The 12,772-nt window shown below is 34.1% G+C and carries 11 protein-coding genes and 1 tRNA gene; 9 read left to right on the top strand and 3 right to left on the bottom strand.

The features are described 5' to 3' along the window. Window positions 1-107 precede the first annotated feature (107 nt). Entirely contained in the window at window positions 108-710 is a 603-nt protein-coding gene (locus AC1RRQ_RS22980) for an HAD-IA family hydrolase (protein WP_493025359.1), read from the bottom strand. Then, window positions 703-1,752: a bifunctional diaminohydroxyphosphoribosylaminopyrimidine deaminase/5-amino-6-(5-phosphoribosylamino)uracil reductase RibD gene (ribD, locus tag AC1RRQ_RS22975; RefSeq protein ID WP_493025357.1), complete on the bottom strand. Its 1,050-nt coding sequence runs from the start codon at window positions 1,750-1,752 to the stop codon at window positions 703-705. The genes AC1RRQ_RS22980 and ribD overlap by 8 nt, the downstream gene beginning before the upstream one ends. Window positions 1,753-1,878: 126 nt before the next feature. Between ribD and AC1RRQ_RS22970 the strand changes: the two genes are divergently transcribed. Together AC1RRQ_RS22970 and prmC are read left to right on the top strand one after the other, a co-directional pair. Then, window positions 1,879-2,364 (top strand): GNAT family N-acetyltransferase, encoded by a 486-nt coding sequence (locus tag AC1RRQ_RS22970; protein WP_493025356.1) that lies wholly within the window; start codon window positions 1,879-1,881, stop codon window positions 2,362-2,364. 164 nt (window positions 2,365-2,528) lie between these two features. Beyond that, complete coding sequence (prmC, locus tag AC1RRQ_RS22965) at window positions 2,529-3,392, top strand: peptide chain release factor N(5)-glutamine methyltransferase (RefSeq protein WP_493025354.1); 864 nt, start codon at window positions 2,529-2,531, stop codon at window positions 3,390-3,392. Between the two features lie 81 nt (window positions 3,393-3,473). On the opposite strand, the gene AC1RRQ_RS22960 is transcribed toward prmC, so the two are convergent. Then, complete coding sequence (locus tag AC1RRQ_RS22960; protein WP_493025353.1) at window positions 3,474-4,718, bottom strand: ABC transporter permease; 1,245 nt, start codon at window positions 4,716-4,718, stop codon at window positions 3,474-3,476. Window positions 4,719-4,923: 205 nt separating this feature from the next. Here AC1RRQ_RS22960 and hisS point away from each other — a divergent pair, with 205 nt between their 5' ends. From hisS to AC1RRQ_RS22925, 7 genes are all read left to right on the top strand, one after another. Continuing rightward, window positions 4,924-6,351, top strand: a complete 1,428-nt coding sequence (gene hisS, locus AC1RRQ_RS22955; RefSeq protein ID WP_493025352.1) for a histidine--tRNA ligase — start codon at window positions 4,924-4,926, stop codon at window positions 6,349-6,351. A 323-nt stretch (window positions 6,352-6,674) separates the two neighbouring features. Further along, window positions 6,675-6,745, top strand: a tRNA-Trp gene (locus tag AC1RRQ_RS22950). A gap of 310 nt (window positions 6,746-7,055) precedes the next feature. Beyond that, a complete protein-coding gene (locus AC1RRQ_RS22945; RefSeq protein WP_071634880.1) occupies window positions 7,056-7,634 on the top strand; it encodes a nucleotide exchange factor GrpE in 579 nt (192 codons plus the stop codon). A 79-nt stretch (window positions 7,635-7,713) separates the two neighbouring features. Continuing rightward, window positions 7,714-8,823 carry a molecular chaperone DnaJ gene (dnaJ, locus tag AC1RRQ_RS22940; RefSeq protein WP_493025350.1) on the top strand — a complete coding sequence of 370 codons (1,110 nt, stop codon included), beginning with the start codon at window positions 7,714-7,716 and terminating at the stop codon, window positions 8,821-8,823. Between the two features lie 162 nt (window positions 8,824-8,985). Continuing rightward, entirely contained in the window at window positions 8,986-9,915 is a 930-nt protein-coding gene (locus AC1RRQ_RS22935; protein WP_493025349.1) for an ABC transporter ATP-binding protein, read from the top strand. Between the two features lie 78 nt (window positions 9,916-9,993). Next, complete coding sequence (locus AC1RRQ_RS22930; protein WP_493025348.1) at window positions 9,994-11,310, top strand: ABC transporter permease; 1,317 nt, start codon at window positions 9,994-9,996, stop codon at window positions 11,308-11,310. 204 nt (window positions 11,311-11,514) lie between these two features. Next, window positions 11,515-12,678, top strand: a complete 1,164-nt coding sequence (locus AC1RRQ_RS22925; protein WP_493025347.1) for a sigma-54-dependent transcriptional regulator — start codon at window positions 11,515-11,517, stop codon at window positions 12,676-12,678. Window positions 12,679-12,772: the final 94 nt, after the last annotated feature.

The following is a 12,772-nucleotide window of genomic DNA, read 5'->3' as shown; positions in this document are numbered from 1 at the left end:
TTTTATTTGGTGAAATCTGCGCGCATCTTTTTTTAACCTGTTTGAAAAAAAATCATTCTAATCTGTGAAATCTGTGGCTAAAACTTTTTAATCTGTACTAAATATTTTTATAATAATTGTTTCCTAAATAAATCTACAACATCTTCTTTCCCGACTTGTAAATTCCAAACTTGAAAACCTAATGCTGCTGCGCCGTCCGTGTTTTCTTTTTTATCATCAACAAATAACGTTTGTTCCGGAACTAAATTATGTTCGTCTATTAAATGCTGAAACGAATTGGCATTTGGTTTTCGTTTTCCAATTTCAAATGAAAAATGAACTTTTCCAAAACAATTGTAAAAATCAGTATAAAAAGGAACTCCCACAGTTTTTTCGAAAGTAGCAATATGAATAGCATCCGTATTACTCAATAAAAACAAACGGTATTTTTTTGAAAGTTCTTTTAAGAAATCTAATCGATAAGCAGGAAAATCAGCCAGAACAGCATTCCAGGCTTCGAGGATTTCTTCGATAGAAGCATTTGGGAGTTGTTTTTGAAATCCACCCAAAAAATCATCGTATGAAATGTCTCCCGTTTCAAATAGCAAATTCAAGCGGTCCAGGTCAGAATTCCATTCGGTTAAACCCAATTTCTGCAAACCTGAAATGGTTCCTTGTTTGTTTAAATTGATAAAAATATCTCCAAAGTCAAAAATTATTGTATCAATCATGATTTCTTACATATATTAATTCGTCGTTTTGAATAGAAGTTTTAACGGCATTTTTCTTTTGAAGTTCCGGTGCTTTGGTCCCTTTTTCAAAAGTGTTTTTTCCAACAAAAATTCGGGCTTCGTCCCAAATGTTTTGATCAATAAAAGATTGTAAAGTCTGTCTTCCGCCTTCAATAATTACAGATTGAATTTGATGTTGATATAAAACCGATAAAATATTCTCAATCAGATTTTCGTTAAAATCAATCTTTTCAAAAATCGTATTTTCTGTGGAAATATTGTTTTCAGATTTAGAAAACACAATCGTTTTTACGCTTTCATCAAAAACAAAACTATCTTTTGAGATTCGGTTATTTTGATCCAAAACTACTCGAACAGGATTATTGCCAAACCAGTCTCGAGTATTCAATTTTGGGTTGTCGTCCATAATAGTTTGTGTTCCTGCTAAAATCGCTTGTTCTTCGCTTCGCCATTTATGCACTAATTGACGTGAATATTGATTGGTAATCCAAACCGGTTTGCGTTCGGGATTAATTTCTTTTTCAGGAGCTAAAAATCCATCTTGGCTTTCGGCCCATTTTAATATAATGTAAGGTCTCTTTTTTTGATGAAAAGTAAAAAAACGTTTATTGAGTTCGTTGCATTCGTCTTCTAAAACGCCAACTGTAACATTCGCGCCGGCTTCAACCAGTTTTTTAATTCCGTTTCCGGCTACTTTTTCATTTGGATCAACAGTTCCTACTACAACATTCGGAATTTTGTTTGCAATAATTAAATCACAACACGGAGGCGTTTTTCCAAAATGCGAACAAGGTTCTAAGCTGACATAAATAGTCGCTTTTTTTAAAAGCGATTTATCTTTTACAGATCGTACTGCATTTACTTCGGCATGCGGCTCTCCGGCTTTTTTGTGCCAGCCTTCGCCAATAATTTTACCTTCATAAACAATTACACTGCCAACCATTGGGTTTGGATAAGTTGTTCCAAAACCATTTTTTGCAATTTCAATGCAGCGCCTGATATATTTCTCATGTATATTCACGCTGCAAAAGTAACATATTTTGAGTTTTGAGTCTAATCTTGCAAGAATTGTTATGAAACAATCCGAATTGTTATGAAAGGATCAAAAAAGTATTTTTATTTTTGTAGATATAAGTGAATAAAAAAAATGAAGAATTGGGTTATTAGAAAAATTGAGAAGCAAGACAATCAGTCAGTTGCAGTGTTAATAAGATCAGTTTTTGATGAAATGGAAATTCCAAAGGTGGGAACCGCTTACGAAGATCCGTATTTAGATTTGATGTTTGAGGAATATAATAAACCAAAATCGGTTTATTTTGTGGTAGAAATGGAAGGGGAAGTTTTAGGTTGTGCCGGAATTGCTCCGCTGGAAAATGGAGATCTCAATATTTGCGAATTACAAAAAATGTATTTTTCGCCAAAGTTACGCGGTCTAGGAATTGGAGGTAAATTGATGGAAGAATGTTTAGAACAGGCGAGAAATTTTGGATTTGAAAATTGTTATATAGAAACAATGCCGTTTATGCATGCGGCACAAAAATTATACAGGAAATCAGGTTTTGAATATTTAGACGCTCCAATGGGAAATACCGGGCACAGTTCTTGCCCAGTCTGGATGTTGAAAAAATTATAGGCCTATAAAAAACTTGTTTTTGCAGTCAAGCAGGGATTATGAAATAGAAAGAACAATTTTGTTTTTTCTCTAAAGAAAAAGGGAGGCAGTAAAAATAGGTTTTGAGATAACAGTTCAGCCTGACTGTTAATTAAATCTACTATCTAATAACAGATATAAAAAAAATGAAAATCAAACAATATCGTACTCAGTTTATTAAAGAGTTGTCGCCTTTTTACGATGCGTACGAAGCGGAGAGTTTTTTCTACTTAATTTTAGAAGATAAACACCAGCTGCGCCAAATCGATTTGGCCTTAAATCATGAGTTATCTTTCTCTGAGGCTGATTTTGTTGTTTGGGATTCATTATTAGCGCAGCTAAAAAAAGAAGTTCCAATTCAGTATTTATTAGGCAAAACCAATTTCTACGGTTTAGATTTTGAAGTAAACGAGAATGTTTTAATTCCGAGGCCCGAAACAGAAGAATTGGTCGAATGGATTATCAGCGAAAATGCAACGCACAGCAAATCAAAAAAAATAAAAATTCTTGACATAGGAACAGGAAGCGGTTGTATTGCCGTTTCGTTAGCTAAAAATCTGCCAAATGCAGAAGTTTATGCTATGGATGTTTCGAAAAAAGCAATAGAAACAGCAAAAAGAAATGCTGCTAGAAATGATGTTGATGTGACTTTTCTATTTCAGAATATATTAGAAACCGAAGAATTGAAATGTCAATTTGATATAATCGTTTCTAATCCGCCTTATGTTCGAAATTTAGAAAAAGAAGAAATCAAGAAAAATGTTCTGGATTATGAACCGCATTTAGCCTTATTTGTTGATGATAATGATGCTCTTGTTTTCTATAGAAAAATAGCCTCTCTGGCTCATAATGATCTTCTGAAAAACGGACAATTATATTTCGAAATCAACCAATATTTAGGAAAAGAAATGATCGATTTACTAGGTAAAATGGATTTTATAAACATTGATCTTAGAAAAGATATTTACGATAACGACAGAATGATTTCCTGTAAAGTCTCTAAAGGTTAGTATTCAGTTTACAGTATTCAGTCTCAGTGATCACTGCAAACTGCGACTGTAAACTGCGACTGAATACTGTAAACTGAACACTTATTCATAGCGTAAAGCCTCAATAGGATCAAGCTGAGAAGCTTTTATGGCAGGATATAAACCGGAAACTATTGCGACCATAAAACTGGTTCCAAAGGCAGCAAAAATTGCCATCCACGGAATTACAAAAGCAAAACTCATTGCGGCTGCAAATGCAAAGCCTATCAGGATTCCTAAAACGATTCCAACTAAACCGCCAATTTGTCCTATCAATAAAGTTTCGATAAAAAACTGAATAGAAATGGTAGCTTTTGTTGCGCCAAGTGCTTTTCTAACCCCAATTTCGCGGGTACGTTCTGTAACCGAAACAATCATAATATTCATTAAAGCGATTGAAGAACCTAAAATGGTTATGATCGAAATAATCCAAGATGCCCAGCCTAAATATTGTGTAATTCCCAGAATTCGGTTAATTAAATCGTCGCTTCGGCCAATGCCAAAATTATTATCACGAACCGGACTCAATTTGCGAACTCTTCGCATTGTACTGGTAGCATTATCAACAGCTTCGTCTAAAAGTTCTTTTTTAGAAACCATTACACTAATGGTATAATTGATATTTGGAGCGGTAAATAAAGATCGCGCTACCTGAATTGGAATCAAAATGCGTAAATCCTGGCTGTTTCCAAATGTTGATCCTTTTTCTTTTAAAACGCCGATAACTTTAAAACGGGCGCCTCGAATCGAAATCACTTTATCGATAGGGTTCACATCTTTTAATAATCCTTTTTCAAAATCAGAACCTACAACGCAGGAATAGGTATTGTTGTCAATATCAAATTGATTGAAAGAACGTCCTGAAGTAGTTTCTAATCCTGAATTGGTAATAAAATGTTCGTCGACACCCACAACAGTAATTTCTGGATCTGTCTTTTGATCCAGATATTTTACCTCGGCTTTAGATGTTGCAGTAAACGAAAGAGAAGTTTCTGTAAAAGGATATCTAAATTTGTTTTTAAAAGCCACAGCTTCCGGATAAGAAATAATTGGATTTATGATTTCTCGTTCGTTTCCGCCGCGATTTCTAACCGTGTTTTCGTATTGATTAATGTTGAAAGTATTGGCACCCATCGATGCAAAATTGGTTGAAACGGTGTTTTCAAGTGCTGTTACAACAGTTAAAATTCCAACTAAAGCGGTAATCCCGATAGCGATAATTAAAACAGTAAGAATGGTTCGCAGTAATTGAGTTTTGATAGAACCAAAAGCAATTCGGATATTTTCTTTAAATAATTTTAGCATCATGACCAATTTGTCACGAAAATACGGTTTTTGTTACAAGTTTGTTTTCGAACCGCTATTATTTATTTTAAAAAGTAAGATATTTGCAGACGATTTAAGATTTTGAATAAAATCCGAATCAATAAGAAATTAATGTTAAAGATTTTTGACGATAAAGATTAGAAATAATCTAAAATCAGAAATCTAAAATCTAAAATAGCAAAAAAAGATGGCTTCAAAACCAAGCATTCCAAAAGGAACCAGAGATTTTTCGCCTGCCGAGGTGTCAAAACGTCAATATATTATTCAAACCATAAAAGCTAATTTCGAAAAATTTGGTTTTCAGCCAATCGAAACACCTTCGTTTGAAAACTCAGATACCTTGATGGGGAAATATGGAGAAGAAGGAGATCGTTTGATTTTTAAAATATTAAATTCAGGTAACTTTTTTTACAATAAAAGTAAAATTGAACTGCCGGAATCAATTGAAGAATTACAAATAAATTCTGCCGAAAAAATAAGTTTAGAGCAAAGAATAGAACTGAACAAATTCACAGGAAAAATTTCTGAAAAAGCACTGCGTTACGACTTAACGGTTCCGTTTGCAAGATACGTGGTACAGCACCAAAGCGAAATTGAATTTCCTTTTAAGAGATACCAGATTCAGCCGGTTTGGAGAGCAGATAACCCGCAAAAAGGACGTTTCAGAGAGTTTTTTCAATGTGACGCCGATGTTGTAGGTTCTAAATCATTATGGCAGGAAGTAGAACTGGTTCAGTTATACGATACAGTTTTTACTTCTTTAGGATTAGAAGGCGTTACAATTAAAATTAATAACAGAAAAATTTTATCTGGAATTGCTGAAGTTATTGGCGCATCAGACAAATTAATCGATTTTACGGTTGCTCTTGATAAATTAGATAAAATTGGAGAAAACGGCGTAAAGAAAGAAATGATTGAAAAAGGCATTTCTGAACAAGCATTGGTTAAAGTACAGCCATTGTTTAGCTTCACAGGAACTTTTGCAGATAAAATCAGCCAGCTTTCAGAATTATTGGCTTCGTCTGAAGAAGGAATGAAAGGTGTTGAAGAACTAAAATTTATTTGCGACAATGTTGCCGTTTTAGGTTTATCTACAGCAACGTTAGATTTGGATGTGACTTTAGCGCGTGGTTTAAATTATTATACCGGAGCTATTTTTGAAGTTGGAGCTCCAAAAACCGTATCAATGGGTTCTATTGGCGGCGGCGGAAGATACGACGATTTGACGGGTATTTTTGGTTTAAAAAATATGAGCGGTGTTGGAATTTCTTTTGGATTGGATAGAATTTATCTGGTTTTAGAAGAATTACAATTGTTTCCTGAAACGGTTGCGGCGACTTCAAAAGCAATATTTGTTAATTACGGAGATAAAGAAGCTTTATATGCTTCAAAAGCGATTCAAAAATTAAGACAAGAAAATATAAAAGTAGAATTGTATCCTGATAATGTAAAAGTTGGAAAACAATTTCAGTATGCAGATAAACGATTGATTCCGTTTGCTGTAATTGCCGGCGATCAGGAAATTGCTTCAAACACTTATTCACTTAAAAATTTAGTAACAGGTGAGCAGGTTACAGTTGATTTTGAAGGATTGAAAAATGCTTTATTGGGATAAGAGTTTAACCGCAAAGTGCACTAAGATTTATTTTTAGTTCATGCATAGAAAACGCAAAGTTCGCAAAGCTAGATCAACACATCCCGATAGCTATCGGGATTGTGAACTTTGTGTTTTATAAAACCATACTTTTAAAAATCTTAGCGCCCTTTGTGGTTATTTCTCAAAGTTTTGTTTTGATTAAAAAAATATAAAATTTATAAAGCTTTGGCGATGATTGTGTTAATGTATTATTGGCGTTTATCAACTTAAATCTTTATAAAATTTGCACGAAATAATTGGTGGAAAAGAAAAAAAAGCGTTTAATTTGCCGACCTTAAGTTACGGGCGTAGTTCAAGGGTAGAATAGCGGTCTCCAAAACCGTTGATGGGGGTTCGAATCCCTCCGCCCGTGCAAAAAAATAAAAAGCATAAAAAAAAGCTTCGTCTGTATAAGATGAAGCTTTTTTTAATATAAGGTAAACTTGAATTAATAATTATTTAGAGGCCAAAGCCAACCCTTAAATTCAATTTTGATTGGTAATAATTTTGTTTCCAATTTGGATCTCAAATATACGACAAACTAAAACGTAATAGTCTTAAAAATATAATAAATTTTCATAAGCTTGTATCGTTTTTTAAATGTCTCATAATTAATAAAGTGACAATTTGACATTTTATAAGATTTGGCAGTACTTTTGCAATCCAACAGAAAGAAATAAAAAATGAAGTTTAAGAATATTTTTAAAAATAAAAGTAATATGACTACGGAAAATACAGAGTTCGATCAGGAATTAGATGATGTAACGTTAGAGAACAATGCCAACGGTGAGCAGTTAATTGTTGAAGAATTAAGTGTTGAAGAGCAATTAGCTCAAGACTTGGCAAAAGAAAAAGATAAGTTTTTGAGATTATTTGCCGAATTTGAAAATTACAAAAAAAGAACTTCAAAAGAGCGTATCGATTTGTTTAAAACGGCAAACCAAGAAGTTTTGTTAGCAATGCTTCCTGTTTTAGACGATTTTGACAGAGCTGCTGTAGAAATCAACAAGTCTGATGATGAAAATTTGAAAAAAGGAGTTGAATTAATTCATGAAAAACTAAAAAGTACTTTAGTTTCTAAAGGATTAGAGCAAGTTGAAATACAAGCAGGTGATGCGTTTAATGCTGATATTGCTGAGGCAATTACCCAAATTCCGGCTCCGTCTGATAAATTAAAAGGGAAAATTGTTGATGTTATTGAAAAAGGATACAAATTAGGAGACAAAATTATTCGTTTCCCTAAAGTTGTAGTTGGAAACTAAAAAATGCAAATAAAATTCTAAGAGCCAATTTTTTAAGTGTTGGAATTTGGAATTTGTAGTTTGGAATTTAAACCTAATTATGAAAAAAGATTTTTACGAAATACTAGGCATTTCAAAAAATGCTGATGCTGCCGAAATTAAAAAAGCTTACCGAAAAAGCGCATTAAAATATCATCCGGATAAAAATCCAGGCGACAAAGAGGCAGAAGAAAACTTTAAACTTGCGGCAGAAGCTTATGAGGTTTTAAGCGATCCTAACAAAAAAGCAAAATACGATCAGTATGGTCATCAGGCATTTGATGGTTCTGGCGGATTTGGCGGTGGTCACGGCGGTATGAATATGGATGACATTTTCAGCCAGTTTGGTGATATTTTTGGAGGCGGATTTGGCGGTTTCGGAGGCGGAGGCGGAGGTCCTCGCCGCGCTAAAGGAAGTAATCTTAGAATTAAAGTGAAATTAACTTTAGAAGAGATTGCAAATGGTGTTGAGAAAAAAGTAAAAGTAAAACGTAAAGTTCAGGCAAAAGGTGTAACGTATAAAACTTGTACGACTTGTAATGGTCAAGGTCAGGTTATGCGTGTAACTAATACCATTTTAGGAAGAATGCAATCTGCATCAACTTGTCCTACTTGTGGTGGTTCTGGTCAAATTTTAGATAAAAAACCTTCTGAAGCAGACTCACAAGGAATGGTTCAGGAAGATGAAACAGTATCAATTAAAATCCCGGCAGGTGTTACTGACGGAATGCAGTTGAAAGTTTCAAATAAAGGAAATGATGCGCCAGGAAATAGTATTCCGGGTGACTTAATCGTTGCGATTGAAGAAGTAGAACACGAATTCTTAAAACGTGAAGGCGAAAACATCCATTACGATTTATACATCAGTTTCCCAGAAGCAGTTTTAGGATCTTCAAAAGATATTGAAGCAATCAACGGAAAAGTTCGTATTAAACTTGAAGAAGGAATTCAGTCTGGAAAAATCTTAAGATTAAAAGGAAAAGGAATTCCAAGTTTAAACGGTTACGGAAGCGGAGATTTATTGGTTCACGTAAATGTATGGACGCCAAAAACATTGAATAAAGAACAAAAACAATTCTTTGAAAATGCTTTAAACGACGATCATTTTGTACCAAGTCCTGAAAAATCAGAGAAATCATTTTTTGAAAAAGTAAAAGATATGTTCTCATAATCTAAACTTTTTTTAAATGTTTAAATAAATTCAAAACCCATTCTAAACATAAATAGAATGGGTTTTTTGCGTATTATTATGCAGATTCGCTCGTAATTATTTACTTTTACAGACTGTTGGTGAAAATAACAAAAGCCAGCGCAAGAAAATCCAAAAAAACAAATGAGCAACTTACTCGAAGTACATAAAGTCGTAAAACAATATGGCGATTATGTAGCGCTTAACGAAGTTTCATTAAATGTGCCAAAAGGCAGTATATATGGACTTTTAGGTCCTAATGGAGCTGGAAAAACTTCCCTTATCAGAATCATCAATCAAATTACAATGCCGGATAGCGGCGAAGTAATTTTGGATGGCGAAAAACTACAGCCAAAACACGTGCAGACTATTGGATATCTTCCGGAAGAAAGAGGTTTATATAGCTCGATGAAAGTAGGCGAGCAGTGCTTGTATCTGGCGCAGATGAAAGGACTTTCTAAAGCCGAAGCAAAAAAGCAATTAGACTATTGGTTTGATCGTTTGGGAATTCAGGGCTGGTGGAACAAAAAAATCCAGGAACTTTCTAAAGGAATGGCACAGAAAATCCAGTTTGTAGTCTGCGTTTTGCATAAACCAAAACTGCTGATTTTTGATGAGCCTTTCTCTGGATTTGATCCGGTTAATGCAAATGTCATAAAAGATGAAATTTTGGCATTAAAAGAACAAGGTTCAACAATTATTTTTTCTACGCACAGAATGGAAAGCGTCGAGGAACTTTGCGATCATATTGCTTTAATCCATAAATCGAATAAACTGATTGAAGGAAAAGTGGGCGATGTAAAACGTCAGTTTAAAACCAATAGTTTTGAAGTTGGAATCCTGACTAGTAATGTCGAAGGGTTGATGTATGATATTACACAAAAGTTTACCGTTTCGCCTGCAAATTTTAAATCTCTAAATGACGATTTAAAATTAAACATTCAAATAGGAAATGCTGCGCCAAATGAATTATTGAATATCCTGACACAACGCGGACAGGTAACACATTTCGTAGAAAAAATTCCAAGTGTAAACGATATTTTTATTCAAACTGTTACTGAAAATAAAGTTTAGATTTCAGATTTTAGATTTCAGAATTAATCCTGAAATTTAAAAATCTAAAGTCAACAATCTAAAATCTAAAATCAAGAAATGAGTATTATTTCATTAATTATAAAAAGAGAATTTATTGCCAAAGTCCGCAATAAATCTTTTGTTGTCATGACTTTTTTGAGTCCGCTTTTATTTGTGGCGATAGCCGTTTTTATTGGCTATTTGAGTTCAATGAAAGCTGAAACAAAACGTATCGCAATTCATGACGAAACCGGACTTTTTGCTGCCGATTTTTTAAAGGAAAATAAAAAAGGTGCCGAGTTTAAATATCTTAATCTGTCTGAAATTGATGTAAATGCCTTAAAAGACAGTATTACAAAAGAAAATTTCAGCGGTTTAATTGTGATCCCAAAAACAAAGGATACAAAAGATTTAGAAAGTAAAATTGAATTTATTTCAAACAATAGCCCAAGTATTTCTTTTATAGAAAGCACGCAGGATATCATCGGAACAAAAATTACAAAATTAAATCTTGAAAGTGCCAAACTGGATACGCTGGCAATTCAAAAAGCGCAGTCGAATGTCAATATTCATTTGGTAAAAGCTTCGGGAGAAGAAAGCTTAAAAGGTTTAAACGAAATAAAAATCGGAATTGGAGGTGCTTTCGGTTATTTGATTATGATGTTTATTATCATCTATGGAAATATGGTAATGCGAAGTGTAATCGAAGAAAAAACAAACCGAATTATCGAAATCATTATTTCATCGGTTAAACCATTTCAGTTAATGATTGGTAAAATTGTAGGAACTTCATTGGCCGGAATTTTACAATTTATGATTTGGGCCATTATTGGTTTAGGATTAATGTTTGCTGCTTCGGCATTTTTTGGTGTAAATGTTGGACCAACAGCCCGAATTTCGCCAGAATTAATGCAGTCTGCACAGCATGAACTTTCAGGATCGGCGCAAATGTACATTGCCGAATTATGGAATTTGCCAATTGCAAGCATTATCATTGGGTTTGTCGTTTATTTTATTGGAGGTTATTTTCTATACAGTTCGTTTTATGCCGCAATTGGGGCTGCTGTAGATAATCAAACAGATTCGCAGCAATTTCTTCTGCCAATTTTAATGCCTTTAATTTTAAGTGTTTATATCGGATTTTTTACGGTTGTAAATGATCCGCACGGGACAGTTGCCGTAGCGTTTTCAATGATTCCACTTACATCGCCAATCGTAATGTTAATGCGTATTCCGTTTGGTGTGCCGTGGTGGCAAATTGCAATTTCGGTATCATTATTGTTTGCTACATTTTTCCTTGTCGTTTGGTTCGCTGCAAAAATTTACCGAGTAGGTATTTTAATGTACGGCAAAAAACCAACCTGGAAGGAATTGTATAAGTGGCTGAAGTACTAGTTCTTTAAAAGTTACAAAGGTTCAGAGTGACAAAGGTTCAAAGGTTTAAAATTGGAATTTTGTAACTTAGAATAAAAAAACTTTAAGAATTGTGTAAAAAGCGTAAAAAGATGTATTACTAATAATAGGTTAAAAGGTGTTATAGCTGCGAAGATTTAGACTTTGTGCCTATGAACCTTTGCAACTTTGAACCTTAGAAAAAAAATGAGTAAAATACTAATTATCGAAGACGAAGCAGCGATTAGAAGAGTTTTGGTAAAAATATTATCAGAAGAAAATGATTCGTATCAGGTTGATGAAGCCGAAGATGGTGCTGCAGGTCTTGAAAAAATAAAAAACAACGATTACGATTTGGTTTTGTGTGATATCAAAATGCCAAAAATGGACGGGGTTGAGGTTTTAGAAGAAGTAAAAAAGATAAAACCGGAGATTCCGATGGTTATGATTTCAGGTCATGGCGATATGGAAACGGCAATTCACACCATGCGTTTAGGTGCTTTTGATTATATTTCGAAACCGCCGGATTTAAATCGTTTATTAAATACAGTTCGTAATGCTTTAGATAAAAAACAATTAGTTGTTGAAAATAAAATTCTAAAGAAAAAAGTAAGCAAGAATTACGAAATGATAGGCGACAGTGAGTCGATTAATCATATTAAAATGATGATTGATAAAGTTGCCCAAACTGAAGCCAGAGTTTTAATTACGGGGCCAAACGGAACCGGAAAAGAATTAGTGGCGCATCAATTACACGAAAAAAGCGAACGATCTAATTATCCTTTAATTGAAGTAAACTGTGCTGCGATTCCGAGTGAATTGATCGAAAGTGAATTATTCGGACACGTAAAAGGTGCTTTTACATCGGCAGTGAAAGATCGTGCCGGAAAGTTTGAAGCAGCAGATAAAGGAACTATTTTCTTAGATGAAATTGGAGACATGAGCCTTTCGGCGCAAGCCAAAGTATTACGTGCGCTTCAGGAAAGCATGATTACGAGAGTAGGAGCCGAAAAAGATATTAAAGTGGATGTTCGCGTAGTTGCAGCAACAAACAAAGATTTAAAAACAGAAATTGCCGAAGGGCGTTTCCGTGAAGATTTATACCATCGTTTGGCCGTTATTTTGATAAAGGTACCGCCATTAAACGAAAGACGTGATGATATTCCGGCTTTAATACGACACTTTGCGGCTAAAATAGCTTCGGAGCAAGGAAACGTGGTTAAAGTATTTTCGGCGCAAGCCATACAATTATTGCAAGAATACGACTGGACAGGAAATATTCGTGAACTTCGAAATGTGGTCGAAAGATTAATCATTTTGGGAGGAAACGAAATCTCTGAAACCGATGTGAAATTGTTTGCAAGTAAGTAGGTGCTTCGCGCATTAGGCAATAAGCAGTAAGCTTTATGCTATGATATAAAAGTTTTTTGCTTATGGCTTAATGCCTAAAGCTTAAAGCTGAAAA

The sequence above is a fragment of the Flavobacterium sp. GW821-FHT12A05 genome (assembly GCF_058807735.1).
The sequence above is the reverse complement of the archived record's forward strand: the minus strand, read 5'-3'. Positions and strand labels throughout refer to the sequence as shown.